The organism is Chlamydia ibidis 10-1398/6 (assembly GCF_000454725.1).
Lineage (GTDB): Bacteria > Chlamydiota > Chlamydiia > Chlamydiales > Chlamydiaceae > Chlamydia > Chlamydia ibidis.
Genome location: NZ_APJW01000002.1, coordinates 92,756 through 115,963, shown reverse-complemented (window position 1 = coordinate 115,963; position 23,208 = coordinate 92,756). Strand labels below are relative to the sequence as shown.

The following is a 23,208-nucleotide window of genomic DNA, read 5'->3' as shown; positions in this document are numbered from 1 at the left end:
CCTTGAAATTAATTAAATTAATCGATTAGTATATTACTTTTTTAGGTGGGTTTATTATGCAAAAAGCCCTTCGTTTTCTACTGAACTTGCATCATGGAGAAGAAAAACGTGCTTTTTTCTTCCTCTTTCTTGGGCTTGTATGGGGAATAGGATGCTATGGATCCTGGGCGCTTGCAGAGGGGCTTTTTTTAGAGGAAGTTGGCGCTTCCGCTTTACCGACGACTTACCTATGGTCTTCCTCTCTTCTTTGCTTATTCTCCTCTTTAATACTTTACAACTTATTCAAAAAAAAGTTTCCCAAAAAACGCTTTTTTTAATTCCTATAACCGGCGCTATTGTCTGTAATATCTACTTATTCTTTCATATATCTGCTAGTTCTGGCCCCCTCCCGCAGCGTCCTCTTTTTTTCTACCGTATACTTATGTGGAGCCTTACTATTCTTGCGTATACAAATTTTTGGGGATTTGTAGACCAATTTTTTAATCTCCAAGATGCAAAACGTCATTTTTGCATATTTAACGCTGTAGTTTTCCTTGCAGATGCTATAGGCTCTGGTATCGTTAACCAAATTCAATACATTGGTATTGAAAAAATTATATTACTATTCATTGGCTTACTACTTTGTACTTACCCAATCATCCACTACGTATCCCATTCTTTAAAAGAACTCTCAGAAGATCACGATCATTTCCTAGACACAGGACACCCCCCCTCGATCTCGAAAGCATTACGTCTGTGCATTAAAGACAAATATACTTTTTATTTGTTGCTCTTCTATTTCTTAATGCAACTTCTAGCAATTGCAACTGAATTTAATTACTTAAAGATATTTGAAGATCACTTCTCAACAAAAGATCGTTTTCAATTAACAGAGCATATTACTAAATGGTCTTCCTGGATCTCTTTAGGAAATATGTGTTTTGCTTTTTTTGCTTACAGTAGGATCGTTAAGAATCTAGGAATTAATAATATTATATTATTTGCCCCTCTATGTTTCATACAACTCTTCCTTTGTTGGACATTTAAAACATCAGTCAACATTGCTACAATAGGCATGATCGCGAGAGAGGGAATTACTTATGCCTTGGACGATAACAACCTACAGCTTCTTATCTACGGAGTCCCTAATAAAATAAGGAACCAAATCCGGATAGCTATCGAATCGTTTATAGAGCCAGTCGGAATGTTTGTTTGGGCAATTGTATGTTTTGCCATCTCGAAGCAATATACTCTTTGCCTAATTATATCTATAGCAGCGTTTATTCTCGTACTCCTGTTACGTTCGTATTATGCTAAAGCAATCCTTAGAAACTTATCTTCACAGGCAGTATATCTTAAAAGAACAATGGTTGATTGGATCAAAACCATGCCATTAAAACAGAAACGGCAGATCGAATTGCTCCTATTATCACATCTTAAACATGAAAATGAACGCCACCAAACTTTTGCTTTTCAACATTTACTTAATTTAGGTAGCAGGAGCGTCTTACCTAGTCTACTGGCTCATATCAATAAGTTAAGCCTCCCCAGCAAATTAAAAGCTCTTGATATGTTAAAGAATAGCTTATGGGCTAAAGATTTCCTCACCCTCGAGCTTTTAAAACGTTGGTCTATAATCTCTCCTCATCCTGCTATTGCTTCCTCTATTCACCTCTACTTTGCAGAACACGATTTACTGAAAATATCTGACGTTGTAGAAGACCTATACTGCAAACCAGGAAATAAACTTTTTGCAGCTATTTTAACAGTACGCAGACAAGAAATATCCGGAAGATATCGAGATTTTGCGAATGATCGCCTAAATGAACTACTCTCTTCTTCGGATTCTACCATTGTTTCCATGGGATTAGGAATTCTTATGCTAGAGAAAAATCCTGATAATTTTGATAAATTAATTCATTTTCTAGATACTTCTGACGAAAAGATTTTACTACAAACATGTAAAGCACTGTGTGCCTCAGTTAGAACATCTCACAAAACTTATACAAAAAAGCTGATCCATACCTTAAAACACAATACTTATCACGATAAAGTCTGTTACTATTTGTTGAAAACAATAGGAGTCTTGTTAGACTCAACTGTAGTCAAGGAATTTATGATAGCAACGGCGTCTCTAAAAAGTGGTTCCAGAAAACATGCCGAAGCTATTTTAGAACATCTTCCCAAAGAAACAGCCACTACCTTTCTTAAAATATTGTGCGATGACAGTATGCACAATTGTTGCCGGATATTTGCTGCAAAAGCTCTATGTAAAATCGATAATAAACTATTAAAAAAGCATGCCTATAAGGTTGTAAAATCAAAAGCTTCCAAAGCATTGTTTTACGACTATCATAAAAACTATATTCAATCTCATAATCCTCAATATAATCTTAATTTACTTGTAAACACCTTAGAGTCCAATTATCAAGCAGAAGTAAAATTTATGTTAGAAATTTTAGGAATTTTAGGTTCTGTTGAACACTCTGATGTGCTAGTACGCGCATTGACAGGAAAGAATCAAAAGGCAAAAGCCCAAGCATTAGAATCTTTAGAAAAGAATTGCGACCACTATTTATTTAACCTCTTAGATCCCTTCATACATCAAAAATCTCACAAAACTGAAAAATACTATTTCAAATGTGGGGTCATCCCTTTAACCTTAAAAGAATTATTGAACATGATGGAAAATTCTCCATCACTGCTAAGCAAGTTAACTTCTCGTCAGCTAAGAGAAGAACTTGGTAGGTGTGATCCCGATTTCCAACCCAGTTCTCTACTTTCTAACATTGATAATGATGAGTCGTATCTTCTCGATGAAGATTCTGATGCTTTAATTCCCTTTTTCACCATATAAATCAAGCTAGGTATTTAAGAAACGATGAACTTAATCGATAGAGCCTTCTTATTAAAAAAAACTATGATTTTCAATTCTTTGGATATGGACCTACTCTTGGCTATTTCCGATAAAACAGAAATTATGGTTTTTAAGCCTGGATCCAAAATTTTTTCTAAACGACAGTCAGGGTTTAGCTTGTACATTATTGCGGAAGGATACGTAAAGATTTCTCAAGAAGATCCTTACTCAAATGTAACGCTAAAATCGGAAGATTGCTTTGGTGAAGAAAGTTTATTCAATAATAAACCTCGAGAATATGACGCTGAAGCGATTACACAAGTACGCTTGCTCATCCTGAGTAAAGGACAATTTTTTAGCATCATTGAAGAATGCCCCTCTGTTGCATTAGCACTTTTAGAACTGTACACCAAACAAATTACTTTCCGTTCTGTGCAAGCTTAAAAAATCTAAGAAAAGAGACAGAAAAGGTGCCTACCAAGCTCAAGAAATCCCTTTCGAGACTAGTTCTCAGCAACGGCACGCACCAATAAGAATAAGAAAATAGCTAGAAAAAGGTATAACTAACCTTGACGTTGCTTAATGTAATGAATTACGTCACCAACAGTGCGTAGTGTCTCAGCTTCTTCTTCTGTAATCTCAAACTTGAATTTCTCTTCCAAAGTCATAATCAATTCTGTCAAATCTAAGCTATCTGCGTTAAGATCTTCGATAAATGAAGCTGTTTCAGTTACTTCACTTGGATCTACACCCAACTGCTCAACAATAATTGCCTTTACATCGTCTTCTAAACTCATTGCTATATCCTTATGTTTTTCTACACAATTATCCAAAAAATCCTAGGAAAGATAAATAAATCAGTATCTAAAAAAGACATTCCAAAGCCACACTTCTCCCAACTCAGGAAAACTTAGACCATCCCTTATCCTTAAATAACACTAAACTTACAAGGAAGCTGTCATCATTATCTTTCATACCCAGGAGACAAATATCTTGAATTCTATTTTTCAAAATAGCCTAAAAAGTAACCCCACCATCTACACTCAATACTTGTCCTGTAACATAAGAGGACATAGGGGAAGCTAGAAACAGTGCTGCACTGGCAACGTCTTCAGGCATACCCATTCTGCCCATAGGGACACCTTTAATCCAATCAGTTTTTAACTTATCATCCAGAACCCGAGTCATATCCGTATCGATAAACCCCGGAGCTATACAATTTACGCGAATGTTACGAGCTGCTACCTCTTTAGAAAGCGCCCTACTAAACCCAATAATGCCAGCCTTCGCGGCAGCATAGTTAGTTTGCCCAGGGGAACCCATCAATCCCACAATAGAAGTGATATTCACGATCGAACCGGAACGAGCTTTAATCATGGAACGGATTACAGAAGAACAAGTGTAGTAGATAGAGTTTAAGTTAGTATTAATAACAGACGACCACTCTTCATGCGTCATTCGCATAAGTAAATTATCACGAGTAATACCTGCATTATTCACTAAAATATCAATCCCACCGTGAACTGATAAAAACTTATCGGACGCCTCTTTAACCGATTCGAAACTACTCACATCAACATTACCGTAAGCAACCTCTAGACCTCCTAGAGATAACTCTCGAGCAGCATCCTTGCCCTTTGCAGCATTTATCCCCCAAATTTCAACAGTAGCGCCATGCTCAACAAATAACTTAGCTATGCCAAAGCCTATACCACGAGATCCCCCTGTAATAATCGCTTTTTTCCCAAGCAATAACTTATCCATAGATTCATAACTCCGCTAAAAATTTCTCAATATTTTCGGCTGTACCTAAAGCATTAATCGGCTTACTGAGACCAATAGACCTATGTAAACCACACAAAACTCTTCCCGGGCCTACTTCTAGAAAACGATCGACCATGGGATCCATTTGTTGACAACTTTGATACCACAAAGTAGGAGATGTCATCTGTTTCACTAAACACTGACGAATTTCTTCAGCATCTAAAATAGGCTTGGACAACACATTGGAAATCAAAGGTATAGAAGAGGATTTAATATTTAAATCATACAAATAGGGAGCAAGAAGATCTTGCGCCACTTCCATTAAAGGAGAATGAAATGCACCAAAAACTTTTAACATAACGGCTCTCTTCGCTCCTAGCTCCTGGAATAAAGATACAGCCTGCTCAACCTTTTCTAGAATACCTGCAACAACTATCTGCTTAGGTGCATTATAGTTTGCCACCCAAATACCATTACCCAAACTCTTCAGATTTTGCTCTATGATATCAGCCGACAAACCTAAAATAGCTGCCATACTCCCTGGAGACTGTCTGCAAGCATCATTCATAAACCGAGCACGTTTATCAATTATATCCAGCCCTTCTACAAAAGATATACGATCTGAAGCACATAAAGCCGTATATTCTCCCAAGCTCAACCCACTAACGACAGAAGGAGTTATAGAGGAACGAGATGAGAGCACACGAAGCACACATAAACTATGCAGATAAATGGCAAGTTGACTATATGCAGTTTCTAAAAGCCGTTCTTCGGGACCAGAAAACATGACGGACGACAGAGAAAAGCCAAGAAAATCATCCGCCTGTTCAAATAACTCCCTTGCCTCAGGATATGCATCAGCTAAATCCTTACCCATGCCAACGTACTGACTTCCCTGCCCCGGAAATAATAAACCAAACTTCATTCTATTGTTCCTCTAAATCTTTTGGAGTACTACAGCACCCCAGGATAGTCCTCCGCCAAAAGCAACTAGAAGTAAATATTCATCCGAGCTAATTGTATGCGTACGCAACAATTCATCCAAAGCAATTCCCACAGAAGACGCAGCAGTATTTCCATATTTCGAAAGAGTCTTGAACACTTTAGAATCCTCAACATCAAAACGTTTGGCAATAGCATCTATAATCCTCTCATTTGCCTGATGAGGGACCAGCCAATCGATATCACTCTCTTCTATGCCTGCTGCAGAAATACAAGACTTTGCAGCGAATTCCATTCTTCTTACAGCGTGCTTGAATACTTCCTTTCCTTCCATAGAAATATAATGCTTGCCCTTAGAAATTGTCTCTAGAGAAGCTGGCAAACGACTACCACCTGCTGGCAAACTCAGCAGCTCCGCCAAACCACCATCGGCACCTAGATTCACATGGGTGATCTCAAGAGCTCCTGGGCGACTCTCCCCAACAACACAAGATGCGGCACCATCTCCGAACAAGACGCAGGTATTGCGATCCTGATAATTTACAAAAGATGACAGCTTATCTGCAGCGATTAAAAGAATGGTTTTATATGTACCAGACTCAACATATGCTTTGGCCAAAGACAGGCCATAAAGAAACCCTGTGCACGCGGCCATACAATCAAAAGCAGGGACCTCTTTTATTCCCAAATAGGCTTGAGCCAGAGCAGCACTCGAAGGAAATATATAATCCGGTGCAGAAGTTGCAAAGATAATGCAATCCACCTCACTCTTATCTATCCCCGCAGCAGCAATTGCTCTTTCTGCAGCTTTGCCTCCCATCACTGAAGTGTATTCATCATCAGAAGCTATACGTCTCTCTCTAATCCCAGTACGAGTGACTATCCACTCATCCGAAGTGTCAACCATTTGTTCTAAATCAGAATTCGACAAAATCTTCTGAGGCAAATAGGAACCCGTAGACCAAATAGATGCTTTTCTTACTTTTTTCACAGACAACCATAAATAAAGAAAAATGCTAGTATACTATTCAAAGAGTTTATACCCTAACTTTTATTTCATACACCACCATACCCATCATGGATTGGTGAAAAATATTTACGAATATTAGATTATCTGTACAAATGTTGCGATACCCTGAATACTTATCAACGCTAATTTCTCTCCTTAGGAAGCTGCCTGGCATAGGTTTTAAAACCGCCGAAAAATTAGCTTTTGAACTACTAGAATGGGATGCCGAAAAACTACAATCAGTCGCGAAAGCATTTTCAGAAATATCTATCAATCGGAGCTACTGTAAGACATGTTTTTGTCTCAAAGAGAATTTTGAATCTGATTGTTATTTCTGTAACCCGTCTAGAGATTCATCCGTTCTTTGTATCGTTGCCACTTCGAAAGATGTTTTTTCCTTAGAGAGATCTAGAGTTTTCAAAGGGCACTATTACGTTTTAGGTAATTTACTATCCCCCATTTCCGGAAAACATATTGAAGAAGATCGATTGCATCTATTAAAGGATCGGGTAAGAACTTTAAGACCTAAAGAAATTATTATAGCCTTAGACGCCACTCTCGAAGGAGATGCGACTGCCTTATTCTTAAAACAAGAACTATCTGAATTTTCAAGTTCTATTTCTAGATTAGCCCTAGGATTACCTGTAGGATTATCTTTTGACTACATAGACTCCGGCACTTTATCTAGAGCTTTTACAGGAAGAAGCCCCTACTGATAACAATATGTCTTATAGGTTGTGTCGTGATATCTAGAATATACTACTAATAGGAATAGAGTAAGCTCTTGTTAAAAAACATCCCACCGCTTATTTTTGTGCTTACTTGAAAAAACAAGCTTTTCTGTTTTAGGGGAATTTCTCTGTAATGTTTGCAATACAAAATAAAATTGTTCTACGGTTTACCATCCTAGCTCTAATCCAGGCTCCCTTAGTTCTCTCGGCAAAAGAATCGATTAAGGAAGGGTATACCATCGTTGAATCAATCACTGTGGTAACAGAAGGGGAAAACACATCCAACAAACATGCTCTCCCCAAATTGAAGACCAGAAGTGGGACTATCTTCTCACAGTCTGATTTTGACGAAGATTTGCGAACACTAGCAAAAGAGTACGATAAAGTAGAACCTAAAGTGGAATTTGCTAACGGAAAGACAAATATTTCTCTCTCTCTAGTAGCTAAGCCCTGCATCCGCAGAATACAAGTTGTAGGAAATAATGCAATCCCCACTCATAAAGTTCTTAAAACTCTCCAGCTATATGAAAACGATTTATTTGACAGAGAAAAATTTTTAAAGAATTTTGATGACTTAAAAATCTATTATCTAAAACGTGGTTACTTCGAATCAGAATTGACTTATGACCTCAACCACAATGAGCATCAAGGTTATATAGATATCACTATTCGAATTCAGGAAGGTCCTTGTGGAAAGATTAAACTACTAAAAATTAATGGAGTCACTAGATCAGAAAGATCGGAAATCAAAGAGCTTATTTTAACTAAAGAGTACTCTAGAACAACGAGCTGGTTTACTGGAGCTGGATTGTATCACCCTGATATAGTTGAACAAGACTCTTTTACGATTGCGAATTATCTACATAATTTAGGATATGCTGATGCTGTTGCGACCCCAAGCTATCAAGTAGATAATTGTGGAAACATCGTTCTTTCCATTAACGTAGAAAAAGGCCCTTTATACACTTTAGGCCACGTACACGTGGATGGGCAAAAAATCCTTCCTAAGCGATTAGTAGAAAAACAGTTGTCAGTCTCCCCTAATGACATATATTGTCCAGAACAAATTTGGGATGGCGCACAAAGAATCAAAAATACTTTCGCAAGATATGGATACATTAATACGAATGTTGACGTCGTCTTTTCTCCTCATTCTTCTAGGCCAGTTTATGACGTCACTTACGAAGTTACCGAAGGTTCTCCATATAAAGTCGGTTTAATTAAGATCACAGGCAATACTCATACTAAGCATGATGTTATTCTCCATGAAATTTCTCTTTTTCCAGGAGATACATTTAACAGATTAAAACTTGAAGAAACCGAACAACGTTTGAGAAATACCGGTTATTTTCAGAGCGTTAGCGTGTATACTGTGCGGACACAATTAGATCCGTTAGATAACGCTGATCAGTATCGAGATATTTTTGTAGAAGTAAAAGAAACAACTACTGGAAACTTAGGACTATTTCTAGGATTCAGTTCTTTGGATAACCTCTTTGGGGGTGTTGAGCTTTCAGAAAGTAATTTTGATCTTCTGGGCTCAAGACACTTGTTTTCTAAAGGTTTTAAAGCTTTAAGAGGTGGTGGAGAGTATTTATTCTTGAAAGCGAACTTCGGAGATAAAGTTACGGACTATACTCTGAAGTGGACTAAACCTCATTTTTTAAATACCCCTTGGATTTTGGGTGTTGAATTAGATAAATCTATTAACCGAGCACTTTCTAAAGACTACTCCGTAGAAACGTATGGTGGGAATGTCAGTACAACTTACATTCTCAATGAAAGATTGAAGTATGGTATTTACTATCGTGGCAGCCAGACTAGTCTACAAAAAAAGTCTAGAGTGAAAGCTGGGCCAGATCTTGATAGCAATAAGGGATTCGTTTCTGCTGCCGGCATTAATTTAAACTATGATTCAGTTAATAATCCTAGAAATCCCACTGCGGGAATACGTGGTGGCCTGAATTTCGAAGTCTCTGGCTTAGGTGGCTCCTATCATTTCACTAAATTAACCATCAACAGCTCAATTTATAGGAAACTCACCCGCAAAGGAGTTTTGAAAATCAAGGGAGAAGCACAATTCCTAAAGCCATTTGGTGATACTACAATAGAAGGAATTCCCATCAGTGAAAGGTTCTTCTTAGGCGGAGAAACTACAGTTCGTGGATATAAGCCATTCATCATTGGTCCAAAGTTTTCCCCAACAGAGCCTCAAGGAGGACTTTCTTCGCTATTACTAACGGAAGAGTTCCAATACCCTCTAATCTCCCAACCAAATGTTAGCGCTTTTGTTTTTCTTGATTCCGGATTTGTTGGCTTAAAAGAATATACTATCTCACTGAAAGATCTTTGTGGAAGTGCTGGATTTGGATTGCGATTTGATGTAATGAATAATGTACCTGTAATGTTAGGATTTGGTTGGCCGTTCCGACCAACAGAGATGTTCAATGGAGAGAAGATAGACGTATCGCAACGTTTCTTCTTTGCTTTAGGAGGAGTATTCTAACTATTATGGATGAAAAAGGGGTTGACTATTTATTCTCATTGCAGAAAAGAATGCTTTTGTTAATGTCCTTCTTATTGTCTTTTAGCTTATAAAGGTTACTATGAAAAAATCACTTTATTCCGTCTGTTTGGGCTTGTTCTCTTTAACTATTCCAGCAACAGTTCTGGGAGCTGCTTCCAATAATCGTGGGACTTTGGGGGTAGTCAATCTAAAAAAATGCCTTGAAGAGTCCCAGATGGGCAAAAAAGAAATGGAAGAGCTGGAAGTTATGAAACGCGAATTCTCCAAGAATGTAGAGAAAATGGAGGAAGAGCTCTCTTCTCTGTATAATAAGCTTCAAGACGAAGATTATATGGAGAGCCTGTCTTCATCAGCATCAGAAGAGCTTCGTAAGAAATTTGAGGAACTCTCTGCAGAATACCAAGCTTTACAATCGCAATATTACCAAACGATGAATCAGAGCAACATGAAGCGTCTCCAAAAGCTTATTCAAGAGGTTAAAAAAGCCGCAGAAGTTGTTAGAGAAAAAGAAGGCTTACAAGCTATTTTAAATGAAGAAATTGTTTTATCTATTGCTCCAGATTCCGATAAAACCAGCGAGATAATTAAGATTCTTGATGATTCTTTTAAAAATAGTTAGGAAGCCTTAGTACCAAAGGAGTTTTGTATGACCGAAGAAACTATCTATACCCTGCAGCAATTGGCAGACATACTGCAAGCCGAAGTGCTAGGCAATACAGAAACTCCTATTTCTGGTATTGAGGAAATCAGTGAAGCGCGTCTTCACCATATTACGTTTTTAGATAATGAGAAATATTCTCGTTATCTAAAAACTACGGAAGCTGGTGCGATTATTATATCTAAAGCTCAAGCTAAGAAGTATTCGGAATTAAATAAAAACTTTTTAGTAGTATCCGAATCGCCTTCACAAGCATTCCAAAAATGTGTAGAGCTTTTTATTCCTTCTGTAGATTCTGGATTTTCTGGCATCCATCCTACTGCAGTTATTCATCCTACAGTTAAACTGGGACATAATATTTGCATAGAACCACATGTAGTAATTGGTCAACACACGTGTATCGGAGATAATTGCCATATTGGTTCTGGTAGTTCTATTGGCGCGTATACCACTATAGGAGATGGTTCATTTATTCATCCTCGTGTAGTTGTTCGAGAGAAAGTAAGCATAGGTAAACGCGTTATTATACAGCCTGGAGCAATTATCGGTTCGTGTGGTTTTGGCTATATCACGAATGCTTTTGGTCAGCACAAACATTTGAAACACTTAGGACGAGTTATTATTGAGGATGATGTTGAAATTGGTGCTAATACGACTATAGATAGAGGTCGTTTTAAACCAACAATAATCCGGGAAGGCACTAAAATTGACAACCAAGTCCAAATAGCACACCATGTTGAAGTGGGTAGATGCGGCTTGATCGTTGCTCAGGCAGGTATCGCTGGCTCGACTAAGTTGGGAAATCATGTAATTGTTGGTGGACAAACGGGCATCACCGGCCATATTTCTATTGTTGATCATGTGATTATGATGGCTCAAACTGGAGTAACCAAAACGATTTCTTCTCCGGGAATTTATGGAGGTGCTCCTGCACGCCCATATCAAGAAATCCATCGTCAAGTAGCAAAAATTCGTACTCTACCTAAGCTAGAAGAAAGAGTTGCTAATTTAGAAAAGAGAATTAAAGAACTCGATGTTCAAGATTCGGAAGAAGCTATTTCATCAACTTCATAATACTGTAAATCCGCTACAACTAAGAGCTAACCATCGTACGTGAGGCTTGGATTTAACTGCCTCTTTAAAGTTAGTATCTTCATTATAGTCTTGTTTATTATTTGTGAGCTTATTTTTCCTGAGGAAATGAGTTGAGCCACTATCCTCACTCCTTTTTTAAAATCCTTCAGAGTAGAAAAAGTAAAGCACTCTCCACCATAATTTAATGCTTTTATTGCATTCTCTGTATTTGAAAGCATGGAGCATGACATGAATTTTAAACTTGAGAAATCTACGTCTACTGATAATCCCCGAATAGTATTCGCTAAACTATAACGCAAGGCAATGGGATTATTAGAAGAAGATGAAATTCTAGAAAAGTCGCAGCGATACAATTTTCCTTGTATGTTCCCACTACGTTTTAAGCCACTAATAAAATCTGAATATTTTAGAGGATCCATATACATAATCTCGTTAAAAATTAACGAAATAGTAACGCCATTAATCTTAAGTAAATCCCCTATTTCCTTTCCTAACCTATAAAGATCATCACACTCCATCAATGAGAGTTCTCGATGAGATAGATAGTACTCTAAACTATGGGGTATGGAAGATACTAACAAAAATGGAACAGATTGACCTTGATTTAGAGAACGTACGTAACGGCATTGTTTTTCAAAAGGACCGCAATCAAATATAATCCCTCCTAAGCCATAATCTTCTCTAATAATATCTTGGACACAACAAACAAAGTCTTCCCAATACATTCCACAAGGAGGCGCATAAAAGAACAGTTGTGATATCCTCTGATCAACAGAAGATAACATTAAAAAAAGTTCTCTAGCTTCTTCCAGTTTTTCATTTTTATAAGATAACCACCTGGTCTTTTTTAGATAATCGCTCGTCTTTTTCCCACCACTTTGAAATTCACGAGCAGATGTAACTATACGTTTGGTTATATCTAGTAATTTTTTTTCTAATACATCACCTTTATTTTCATCTCCGTAAAGATTATTAGAAGGATCTCGTATAACCTGATCTATTTTGTCCACGTAAAACTGACTACGACGGTTTAATCTGCCAAAAATGTCCATTCCCCCATAGCCCCCCATTCTTTCGACGAAACTTTTAAACTCAAAAGATGTTAAAGTTTTTTATATTTTTTAAAAAACTTAATTACTTTTTTGCCCTTGTATTTTCAAATCCATAACTTTATAATGGGCTGAACTTAATCCTTTACGTGATTCCTACACCGGTTATGTGTAATACTTCTTTGTATAACATGGCCTCTCAAACTACTGACGAGGCTATTCTCCGAGAAATTATCGATGGGTATGGCGTCGATAATTGCGTGAATTTTCTTAAACAAATGATGCTTATCCGTGAATTCGAGGTTCGCGGTGAGGAAGCGTATCTTGAGGGTCTTGTTGGTGGTTTTTACCATTCTTACAGCGGACAAGAAGCTGTAGCAACAGCTGCCCTTGCCAATACAGGGAAAGATCACTGGTTTTTTGCTTCATATCGTTGTCATGCGGTTGCTATTTTACTAGGTATTCCTCTGAAATCTTTGGCGGCTGAGCTGTTAGGAAAAGAAACAGGATGTGCTTTGGGACGAGGTGGCTCTATGCATATGTGCGGTCCTAACTTCCCAGGAGGCTTTGGTATCGTAGGCGGACAGATTCCTCTTGCAGCTGGAGCTGCTTTTGCTATTAAGTACCGCAATGAAAACAAGATATCTTTAAGCTTTATTGGGGATGGAGCCGTTGCTCAAGGCGTATTTCACGAAACTATGAATTTTGCTTCTCTCCACGATCTTCCTCTTATGTTGGTTATTGAAAATAATGGCTGGGGAATGGGAACAGCTCTTCATCGTGCAATTGCTAAGCAACCTTTAGGAGAATCCCAAGCGACGTCTTATGGAATCCCCTCGGTCACAATAAATGGTTTCGATTTGTTCAACGCTCTTTTAGGATTTCAGAAAGCTTGCAAACATATTCTAGAAACCGGTCGTCCCATCATTGTAGAATGTTTATGCTCTAGATTTAGAGGTCATTCGATTTCCGATCCAAATCTATATAGAACTAAAGAAGAAATGCAATGTATTCTCAAAAAGGATCCTATCATTTTTGCTAAGGATTGGTTAGTGAAAATGGGAATATTGTCGGAAGATAATTTCAAACAAATGCGTCAGGAATGTAGGGATTACGTATTGCAAGCATTCTCTGAAGCCAAATCTGACCCGGAACCATCTATTCTCTCACTTGAAGAAGGTGTATATGCCTAAATATGTTACTTTAGAAATTCGAGAAGCTCTAAGAGAAGCAATTGATGAAGAGATGGCTCGTGATCCTAATGTTTGTATATTAGGAGAAGAAGTTGCTGAATATAACGGGGCTTATAAAGTTACAAAAGGACTTTTAGACAAATGGGGGCCTAAACGAGTGATTGACACTCCGATTAGTGAAGCAGCTTTCTCCGGAATAGGAGTTGGGGCTGCTTTAACAGGGCTACGACCTATTATAGAGTTTATGAGTTGGAACTTTTCATTTGTCGCCGCAGACCAGATCATTTCTCATGCAGCAAAAATGCATTATATGACTGGGGGTGCCTTTTCTGTTCCTATCGTATTTCGCGGCGCTAACGGAGCAGCAGCCCAAGTTTCTTGTCAACATTCTCATTGTGTTGAGGCTTTATACGCCAATATTCCTGGTCTGATTATTATCGCTCCATCAAATCCTTATGACGCTAAGGGACTATTAAAGTCTGCGATTCGCAATAATAATCCTGTTTTGTTCTTAGAAAACGAGCTAGAGTATAATCTGAAAGGCGAGATTCCAGTAGAAGAATATTTAGTTCCGATTGGCAAATCACGTATTGTGCAAGAAGGAGAAGATCTAACTATCATTACCTATAGTCGTATGGTATCAGTAGTTAAAAGTGCTGTACAAGTAGCGAAACAGCGTTGGGGACTCTCAATTGAGATACTCGATTTACGCACGATAAAACCTTTAGACATCTCTGGCATACTTTCTTCCGTTAAAAAAACTGGTAATTGCATAATTGTAGAGGAAGGGCATTATTTTTCTGGTATATCTGCTGAGATTATAGCAACAATTGTTGAACATGGTTTTGATTATTTAGATCATCCTCCACTGAGAGTGTGTCAAAAAGAAACCCCTATGCCTTACAATAAAACTTTAGAGCAAGCAACTCTTCCTAATATTAACCGTATTTTAGATACCATCGAAAAAATCGTGAGGTAAGTTTGTGATTTCCTTATTAAAGATGCCAAAGCTATCCCCTACTATGGAATTAGGAACAATAGTTAAGTGGCATAAACAAATAGGTGATGAAATACATTTCGGCGATGTTCTTGTAGAAATATCTACTGATAAAGCTGTCTTGGAACATGCTGCTTCCGAAGATGGTTGGTTTAGAGAAATTTTGGTTAATGAAGGAGATAAAATTCCGATAGGCAAAGCAATCGCAATCATCTCAACAGATAAAGATGAGGCGTATGATTTGGAGAAAATACTCCCCACTGCTCCAGTCTCTCCAACATATAACACGGATAATACGAATAGTAGCGAATCTAATGAAGCTATGGATTCGAATTCTAAGAATCAGACCACAATGGTTACAGTTGGATTTAAACCAGAACCTCCGCTCACACAGCCTTTGTCTATAAAAGTTTTTGGGACATCTAACACCATGTCCCCGTTAGCAAGACAGTTAGCTAAAGAAAAAAATCTTGACGTCTCAGGAATTCAAGGTAGTGGCCCTGGAGGAAGGATTGTAAAAAAAGACTTGGATAAAGCCCCTACAAGAGGGATAGCAGGCTTTGGCTACCCCGAAGCTCCTCATGTCCCTCCAGGTTCTTATCACGAAGAAAACCTCTCTCCAATCCGAGAGATTATTTCCCAAAGGCTACAAGCAGCCAAGACATTTATTCCACATTTTTACGTGCGTCAACAGGTCTACGCAACTCCTCTTTTAAATTTACTAAAAGAGTTGCAGGCACAAAAAATTAAATTGTCTATTAACGATTGTATTGTACGTGCATGTGCCCTTGCTCTTAAGGAATTTCCAGAAATTAATTCAGGATTTAATAGTATTGATAATAAAATTGTTCGATTTGAAACTATCGACATCTCGATAGCAGTTGCAATTCCTGATGGCGTAATTACACCAATAGTTCGTTGTGCAGATCGTAAAAATATCGGTACTATTTCAGCAGAAATTAAGAGTTTAGCTACAAAAGCGAAAAATCAAACCTTGTCTGAGGAAGAATATAAAGGCGGGTCTTTCTGTATATCTAACCTAGGAATGACAGGAATTACTGAATTTACCGCAATTATTAATCCTCCTCAAGCTGCCATTCTTGCTGTAGGAAGTGTCCAGCAAGAGCCCATTGTCATTGACAATGAAATCACTGTGGGATCTACTTGCGTTCTTACTTTATCCATTGACCATCGAGTTATTGATGGATATCCGGCAGCTATGTTTATGAAACGTTTGCAAAAAATTCTAGAATCACCCGCTGTGTTGCTGTTAAATTAACGGTTTTGTATAGGGATATTCCATATATCCCTAGCATAGTCAGCTATTGCACGATCACTTGAGAAGTAGCCTATCCCTGCCACATTATAAATTGATTTTTTCGTCCATTCTTCTGGTAGCGTAAATAATTTTTGTGCGTTCTCATGTGCTTGAATGTAAGACTCTAGATCAGCTAATATGAAGAAAGGATCTCCTTCACGCAATAATCTGTGTACTATTGGTTTGAATAAATCCTTATCTGAAGAATTGAAATATCCTTGATCAATCATGTTGATAATTTGGGCAATTTCTGGGTTTCTATTACAGATTGACTGAGGATAATATTCTCTACGTAGCTGCGATATTTCTTCTTCCAACAGCCCAAAAATGAACATATTTTCTCTTCCAATATAATCAAGCATCTCTATATTAGCTCCGTCCATAGTGCCTATTGTTAGAGCTCCATTGAGAGCAAATTTCATGTTCCCAGTACCAGATGCTTCGAAACCTGCTGTTGATATTTGCTCAGATAAATCAGAAGCAGGAATAATCATTTCAGCCAAGCTCACTCTATAATTTGGCAAGAAAATAATCTTTAAAAACTCTTTAACATTTGCATCTTTATTTATAACATCACTGACACTATTTATAAGTTTGATAATCAACTTAGCCATTGCATAACCAGGAGCCGCTTTACCAGAAAATATAACAGTGGTTGGCACAAGAAGATCCCTAGATATCGTACCATTTTTTATCTGATTATACTGATGAATAACGCGGAGAACATTCATTAATTGTCTTTTGTACTCATGAATACGTTTAACATGACAGTCAAACATAGATGAAGGATCAATAGGCTCCCCAACTATTTTTACAATTGTTCTAGCTAAATCTTCTTTATTTTTTAATTTCACTTGTCTCCAAGAATCACGAAAAGAAGAATCGTCTGTGAACTTTTTAATTTCAGAGAGTTGAGATAGATCAATAAGATGTTTGCTTCCAATAACACGGTTCAGTAATTTATTTAATCTTGGATTACATAATGCTAGCCAACGTCTTGGAGTAACACCGTTAGTAACGTTAATAAATTTCTCAGGGAAGAATTCAGTAAACCCTTTAAAAAGAGTTTCCTTAATTAGCTGGGAATGAAAGTATGAAACCCCGTTCACTTTATTAGAACCCACAATAGCTAGATTAGCCATATTAACATGTTTTTCACTACCATCTTCTATAATCGATAGAGATCTGCGCTTATCATGATTATCAGGGTAGCGTAGAGAGACTTGATCTAACCATCTGGAATTAATTTCGTATATAATTTCCAGATGTCTGGGTAATAATTTTGCAAATAAACTAATAGGCCAGCGTTCCAATGCTTCCGGAAGAATAGTATGATTAGTATAATTAAAGATCTTGGTAGTCATGCCCCAAGCTATATCCCAAGGCAACTCTTCGCGATCTACAAGAATATGCATCATTTCCGCAATCCCAAGAGCTGGATGCGTATCATTCAACTGTACAGAAACCTTATCGGGTAGGTGTTCTAAAGAAATGTGAGTTTTGGTATACCTCCGCAGAATATCCTGAATAGTTGCTGAAACAAGAAAGTATTCCTGCTTTAAACGTAATTCCTGGCCCTCAGAAATGGTATCATTTGGATACAGAACTCGAGAAATATTTTCTACTAGTGCAATGTCTTCAATGGCACGGATATAATTACCATGGTTAAAATAAGTGAAATCAAAACCATGCGGAGATTGTGCTTGCCACAGTCTAAGAGAGTTTACCGTGTTATTTTCATAACCTGGAATAGGAATATCATAAGCCATTGCGAGTACTTCTTTAGTATCGACAAGCTCCGCAATTTCTTTCCCTCTAGCATCTGTATAATGAATGACTCGTCCATAAAACCTTATAGGGTATAAATACTCTCCACGGCATATTTCCCATGGATTACCATAACGCAACCATTCATCTGGTGCTTCAACTTGATACCCATTTACAATCTTTTGGTCAAAAATACCATAATCATATCTGATCCCATAACCATAGGCTGGAATGCCTAAAGTTGCCATGGAATCTAAATAGCATGCAGCAAGTCTTCCTAATCCTCCATTCCCTAATCCAGCATCAGATTCCATATTAACTAAACTATCAAAATCATAATTCAAGCTTGCTAAAGCTTGTTTTACTAGATCTAGTATTCCTAAATTTAAAAGATTACTTTTTAAACTTCTTCCAAGTAGAAACTCCATGGATATGTAATAAACACGTTTAACATCATTTTTATAATAACTGTTCTGTGTTCTTAACCATCCTTTAGCTAACCATTCCATTACTGTTTTTGAAACAGCAGTAAATATATCTCTAGGAGAAGCAGATTCTGGAGATTGCACAACACCAAAATATAAGCGATCTAATATCGCTTGTTTCATACTTTCTACATTTACTAAATTCTTATCAAAAGCCATTTTATGCCTATAAAACTAGTATGAGGATGGTTTCTACGTTTCCATATGACAAAAAAGAAAAAAAAGAAAGACTTTCAGGACTCCCTGAATCAGATCCAGAAGACGAAATACTTAAAAATAAAAAGAAATTTAATATATTTTTTGCACAACGTATGTTGCAATCATCGAGCTGCAATGAGCGATTGGCATTTAAAATATACAAAATTCTCCCCATCTTAATTGCCACCCAAAGAGTACAGTTCGCAGAAAAACAAAGGAAGTGATTATGAAAGCTCACGAATTTGGCAAGTTTTCTAATAGACCAAACAAGAACGTTTTTACGTTAAACGATATTAATTCTTCTACCCCATCCTCCACCTCCTACTTCAATAGTTCACATCGCAGCCATTTCTCAAGAAATGTTGAAACAAAACGTTATAGACATCAAATCCAATACAACCATGGAATTACACTATTGATATTCTTAGTTTTCTCATCCATCTTTAGTATTATAGTACTTACGAATAGTCAAGTAGCTATTTCTGGAGGGATTATAGCTATTTTAGTTGTACAGGCAGTTGTGGCAGCTATATCTATAAGCCAATTAGCGCTATATTTGAAACAACAGTTATTAAAGTGTTATGAAAAACAAACACAGAAAATTTACAATCAATAAACTAACAGGGAATTTCCTCTTCCGGAAGAAATTCAAGACTTTTATAGGAAGATGTAAGTTGTTTCATTAAATCTTGAATGGCAATGCTTATAGCAGAATTTCTATTTTCTATTTTTTGCGATACTAGACGTATTGAAGAAATTACTGTTGAATGATCTCTAGAAAAGATGTCACCAATTCTTACGTAAGACAAAGACAACTTTTCGCGACATAGGTACATAGCAACTTGCCTAGGTAAGACATACTCTCTTGATTGTGACCGCCCTAATATACTTTCAGGAGAGACATTATAGTATTGAGCAACAGCTCTGATAATACCGGTATGTGTTAATCGCACATTATCAGCCGCTTCTAGTACATCACGCAATAAATTACGAAGATCGTTTTCATATAGCAGTTGTTGAGACAACTTCTTAATAGCCACACGTTTAGATAGCAACTTCATAGCATGAAGAAGAGTCTTCATATTGGAAAACAAAGAACGAATAAGAAAATCTAGGGCAGTATCTTCGATACGCACACAAAGTTGCTCTGCCTGTCTTGATAGGAAGCTGCGCAATCCCTCTTTTGTCAAAGGATGTATCGGAACAGTCACTCCCCATTCAAAACGACTAATCAGGCGTTCCTCCATAGCCTTAAGATCCCTAGGCGCGTGTGCGGAAGAAATAACGATCAGTTTACCTTCCATATGGAGAGAATTAAAGGTATGGAAAAACTCTTCCTGGGTAGCTCCTTTACCACAAAACACCTCAATATCTTCTATGAATAGGGCATCGACATTTCTATAAAAGGAACGAAATCGCTGCATTTCTCCAGAACGTATTGCCGAAACTAAATGTTCAGTAAATAGCTCAGAAGTAACATACAGTATCTTGCCCCCAATACCTCTTAGCAGAGAAACTGCTGATTGAATAAGATGCGTTTTTCCAGCCCCTTCTGGGCCAAAAATATAAATAGGATTGAAAGGAAAACCCGCACCATTATCTCCAGGTTGCGTAAATTCCTGCAGAATACGGAAAGGAAGATCATTTTCTGGAGTCACTAAGAAACTCGAAAATCCCATCTCTGGATTAACTTCCCCATAATTCATGGTGAAGTATGCACTTTTTTCTTGTTGTATGTGTTTCTCCTGATAAAAAGGAATAGTTTTATCTAAAGAAGTTATATGAACTCGAATCAACTTCCCGTTGTTATTAACCAGACTAGATTTCACCTTGTATCGAATATGCTCTTCGAACCAAGTCACTTGGAAAGAATCCTTTGCTTCAAGATATAAGTTACATGCATCAAAACAAACAACTTTCAACGACCTAAGCCATTTATCGACAGTGTTTGTCCCTATCTCTTTCTCTTGTAGCAAAAGAAACTCTTCCCAAGCTCGCATAAAACTATCTCATGTAAATAGTTTTCCTTAATTCTTTTTTAATATAAAACAGATTTTTCCGTGAAAATATCTATCTTCTTTTATTCAGAATCACTTCATCTTTAACGTGTTTTCGATCTAAAACTTTATTAGTGACCCATTGCTGGATTAAACCTAATAGCATTGAAGATAACCAATAAATATTTAATCCCGAAGGAAAGTTATAAAACATAACAGTAAACAAAACAGCCATCATCGTCCCCATAGCTTCCTGCTGACGTTGCTGATCAGTTACTATATTCTTTTTCTTTGCGGAACTCATCTTTTGCTGAGCAAACATTACTAACCCTAAAAGAATTGGCAATAAATGGAACTCTTTACCAATCAGCCAAATCGGAGTACTCCAAGAAAAAAGAACATCAGGAGCTGTCAGATTATCTATCCATCCTGGAATGAAAGAGGCTCCTCGAAGTAAAAATGAGGACTTTAATAGATCAAACATCGCGATAAGAAATGGTAATTGTATAATTAAGGGCAGGCAACCAGTAATTGGATTGACTTTATTGGTCTTATATAAAGACATAATTTCCATTTGCGCACGCTTAGGCTCTTTTTTATATTTCTGTTGTATCTCTTGGATATATGGGGACAATATTTGCATACGTCTCATAGAACGAATGGACCAAGCATTAAGGGGATACAAAAGAAACTTCAAAAACACAGTCAGGAGAATAATAGAAATCCCCCATGAGCCGGAAATTGCTTTAAAAAATTTCATAATGATGAATAGCAAGGCTGCAAATGGCTCAGTAATAAAAGTAAAAAAGCCTCTAAATGTAATACACTCTAAGTAACCAGGGCTATTGCCTTCAGAAGTTGTATACGCCTTATCAAGTAGACGTAAAGTAGGCTCAGCTAAGGGACCTGCATAGATAAGGAACTTATGTTTTGCTACACCTTTTTGTAACGGCAAAAGCATTTCATATCCTGGATACTTAATAGCTGGATAAGCTTGATTTCTAGGTGCGATCAAAGACAAACGAGTAGGAACAGAAGCCCCAGAAATATAAGAGGTTGCATAGCCGGATGGAATTTCAGAAAGAGGTGTTAAAATAACACCAAAATAGCCATTAGAGTTGAGAACCCAATGTGGATAAACGTTATTACGGACATACAAGGGGTCTTTTGCTTTAGGTAATTTTGCCTTATCTAGTCGACCTTTGTTGTTTTGAGTAAGATAATACTTCATCGACGGAACAAAAGCATTAGACATAATCTCCACTTCAGGCACCCCAGAAGTAATCCATAAATCATCAGATTGATTCGTTAGATTTACTTCCAGCTCAAAAGCATATGGTTGTGAATTTAATAGATTATAAGTCTTAATGATCGAACCATCTAAGCTTTCTAAGCGAAGAACTTGATTGTCAAAACTAATAACTCTATAGCCAGAAGAAACCAGGGATGTCAATTCACGACCAGAAACTATGTTCAACGCGTGATAACAGGAAGAAACTTCTTTCTCATGATTTGATAAAATCCCTCTACGCAGCAAGGGGTAGTAGCCACCAATTACATTAGAAGTAGGCTTATTTCCAGGCAATTCTCCAGAAACCCCAGGGAATGTCGCTTCACTAGGAGCTTGTTCAACAAGTTCTTTATCGAAGCCTATCTGATTAACAATACTCTTTTCACTCGTAGTAACAAAAGGTAAATTAATACCTTCTATAGAACCGCTTTCCTGAGAAATTACTAGCTGCATATAATCATTGGACAAAACAAAGTATTGATTTTGTCCTGTCGTTAGTTGCTCTGCTCCAAACATAGCAACTTTAGTAATAGGCAAATCTAATGATTCTAAACGTTCTTCTCGGGCATCATAAATCCCCAACGGCACATACTCATTTCCAGAACGCCAAAAGACTAAAGAGGTACTATAGATTGCACCATCCTTATTGTATAGCCTACCCTGTTTATATTCTCCGAAGAAAACAATAGGCTCTTGATTATTACGAAATTCAACAGCCAACACCGGTAGTCCTTCTTGAGTATTTGGAAGAAATATTTTTCCAGATTCTGGCAAACTAGATACTTCATCGCCATACAAAGCGACACGAATATTACCAAAAGTTGTCGTTTCTTCAATCAAACTCCAAGCTTGGTTACAAAAATGAACTGTATTCTCCGCCTTATCTCTACTTAAGAGAAGTAAACTATTTCCAAAACGAATAGCATAATGATTTTTATCATACTGCTCGTCAGAACATTTTTTCCAAGGAGCTACGCTCAATCCCATAGACTCAACAGAAGAAAGAATTTGAGCTGATATTGTTTTCTGTTTTTCTGACAATTGTTTACAAGCACTGTAGTCACGATAACCGAATAACAATTGGCATCCCATGAAAGCTACACCAACCAACGAAACAAACAACAATGAACGTTTATTCATTTGATAAACTCTGAAAAATTAAACTAGAAAAGCTAAAATACCATACTACCTATTTATCTCCCATAGGAGATTGTAAATGTATATGTTACTAAATAGAGCAGCTAAAAACCTTATTCTAACCATCTCATTCTATATAAACACATGAAAACTATTCTTAGTAATAGTAGGGCAATAACGATGGGAGGAGGCAGAGACTATGGCAACAAAAGAA

General features: G+C 37.2%; 17 protein-coding genes and 1 pseudogene. 10 read left to right on the top strand and 8 right to left on the bottom strand.

Annotated features, from left to right (window positions below; genetic code table 11):
- Positions 1-56 precede the first annotated feature (56 nt).
- Both H359_RS02560 and H359_RS02555 read left to right on the top strand, forming a co-directional pair.
- A pseudogene (locus H359_RS02560) lies at positions 57-2,836 on the top strand (hypothetical protein).
- 24 nt (positions 2,837-2,860) lie between these two features.
- Positions 2,861-3,280: a cyclic nucleotide-binding domain-containing protein gene (locus tag H359_RS02555; protein WP_020370110.1), complete on the top strand. Its 420-nt coding sequence runs from the start codon at positions 2,861-2,863 to the stop codon at positions 3,278-3,280.
- 119 nt (positions 3,281-3,399) lie between these two features.
- Here the strand turns inward: H359_RS02555 and acpP are convergent, their stop codons facing one another.
- The 4 genes from acpP to fabH all read right to left on the bottom strand — a co-directional run bounded on the left by acpP (position 3,400) and on the right by fabH (position 6,533).
- Positions 3,400-3,633: an acyl carrier protein gene (gene acpP / locus H359_RS02550; protein WP_020370109.1), complete on the bottom strand. Its 234-nt coding sequence runs from the start codon at positions 3,631-3,633 to the stop codon at positions 3,400-3,402.
- 220 nt (positions 3,634-3,853) lie between these two features.
- A complete protein-coding gene (gene fabG, locus H359_RS02545; RefSeq protein ID WP_020370108.1) occupies positions 3,854-4,600 on the bottom strand; it encodes a 3-oxoacyl-ACP reductase FabG in 747 nt (248 codons plus the stop codon).
- A 4-nt stretch (positions 4,601-4,604) separates the two neighbouring features.
- Positions 4,605-5,525, bottom strand: coding sequence for an ACP S-malonyltransferase (gene fabD, locus H359_RS02540; RefSeq protein ID WP_020370107.1), 921 nt, complete (start codon positions 5,523-5,525; stop codon positions 4,605-4,607).
- Positions 5,526-5,537: 12 nt separating this feature from the next.
- A complete protein-coding gene (fabH, locus tag H359_RS02535) occupies positions 5,538-6,533 on the bottom strand; it encodes a ketoacyl-ACP synthase III (protein WP_020370106.1) in 996 nt (331 codons plus the stop codon).
- 131 nt (positions 6,534-6,664) lie between these two features.
- On the opposite strand from fabH, the gene recR reads away from it, so the two are divergent.
- The 4 genes from recR to lpxD all read left to right on the top strand — a co-directional run bounded on the left by recR (position 6,665) and on the right by lpxD (position 11,541).
- Entirely contained in the window at positions 6,665-7,267 is a 603-nt protein-coding gene (recR, locus tag H359_RS02530) for a recombination mediator RecR (protein WP_020370105.1), read from the top strand.
- Positions 7,268-7,415: 148 nt separating this feature from the next.
- On the top strand, positions 7,416-9,788 hold the full coding sequence (gene bamA / locus H359_RS02525) for an outer membrane protein assembly factor BamA (protein WP_020370104.1): 2,373 nt from the start codon (positions 7,416-7,418) through the stop codon (positions 9,786-9,788).
- Positions 9,789-9,888: 100 nt separating this feature from the next.
- A complete protein-coding gene (locus H359_RS02520) occupies positions 9,889-10,428 on the top strand; it encodes an OmpH family outer membrane protein (RefSeq protein WP_020370103.1) in 540 nt (179 codons plus the stop codon).
- A 27-nt stretch (positions 10,429-10,455) separates the two neighbouring features.
- Positions 10,456-11,541 (top strand): UDP-3-O-(3-hydroxymyristoyl)glucosamine N-acyltransferase, encoded by a 1,086-nt coding sequence (gene lpxD, locus H359_RS02515; protein WP_020370102.1) that lies wholly within the window; start codon positions 10,456-10,458, stop codon positions 11,539-11,541.
- Between the two features lie 26 nt (positions 11,542-11,567).
- On the opposite strand, the gene H359_RS02510 is transcribed toward lpxD, so the two are convergent.
- A complete protein-coding gene (locus H359_RS02510) occupies positions 11,568-12,614 on the bottom strand; it encodes a hypothetical protein (protein ID WP_035392089.1) in 1,047 nt (348 codons plus the stop codon).
- Positions 12,615-12,778: 164 nt separating this feature from the next.
- Here H359_RS02510 and pdhA point away from each other — a divergent pair, with 164 nt between their 5' ends.
- From pdhA to H359_RS02495, 3 genes are read left to right on the top strand one after another with little or no spacing between them, the layout of a single operon-like run.
- On the top strand, positions 12,779-13,804 hold the full coding sequence (gene pdhA, locus H359_RS02505; RefSeq protein ID WP_020370100.1) for a pyruvate dehydrogenase (acetyl-transferring) E1 component subunit alpha: 1,026 nt from the start codon (positions 12,779-12,781) through the stop codon (positions 13,802-13,804).
- Entirely contained in the window at positions 13,797-14,783 is a 987-nt protein-coding gene (locus H359_RS02500) for an alpha-ketoacid dehydrogenase subunit beta (protein ID WP_020370099.1), read from the top strand. The genes pdhA and H359_RS02500 overlap by 8 nt, the downstream gene beginning before the upstream one ends.
- Positions 14,784-14,787: 4 nt before the next feature.
- The gene (locus H359_RS02495; RefSeq protein ID WP_020370098.1) at positions 14,788-16,080 is read left to right on the top strand and encodes a pyruvate dehydrogenase complex dihydrolipoamide acetyltransferase; all 1,293 of its coding nucleotides are present in this window, start codon (positions 14,788-14,790) and stop codon (positions 16,078-16,080) included.
- Here H359_RS02495 and H359_RS02490 read toward each other — a convergent pair.
- Complete coding sequence (locus tag H359_RS02490; protein ID WP_020370097.1) at positions 16,077-18,530, bottom strand: glycogen/starch/alpha-glucan phosphorylase; 2,454 nt, start codon at positions 18,528-18,530, stop codon at positions 16,077-16,079. The two genes, H359_RS02495 and H359_RS02490, sit on opposite strands and share 4 nt — an antisense overlap.
- 265 nt (positions 18,531-18,795) lie before the next feature.
- On the opposite strand from H359_RS02490, the gene H359_RS02480 reads away from it, so the two are divergent.
- Positions 18,796-19,185: a hypothetical protein gene (locus H359_RS02480; RefSeq protein WP_020370095.1), complete on the top strand. Its 390-nt coding sequence runs from the start codon at positions 18,796-18,798 to the stop codon at positions 19,183-19,185.
- 1 nt (position 19,186) lies between these two features.
- Here H359_RS02480 and dnaA read toward each other — a convergent pair whose 3' ends face one another.
- Positions 19,187-20,569, bottom strand: coding sequence for a chromosomal replication initiator protein DnaA (dnaA, locus tag H359_RS02475; protein ID WP_020370094.1), 1,383 nt, complete (start codon positions 20,567-20,569; stop codon positions 19,187-19,189).
- 70 nt (positions 20,570-20,639) lie between these two features.
- Entirely contained in the window at positions 20,640-22,997 is a 2,358-nt protein-coding gene (gene yidC, locus H359_RS02470; RefSeq protein WP_020370093.1) for a membrane protein insertase YidC, read from the bottom strand.
- Positions 22,998-23,208 lie beyond the last annotated feature (211 nt).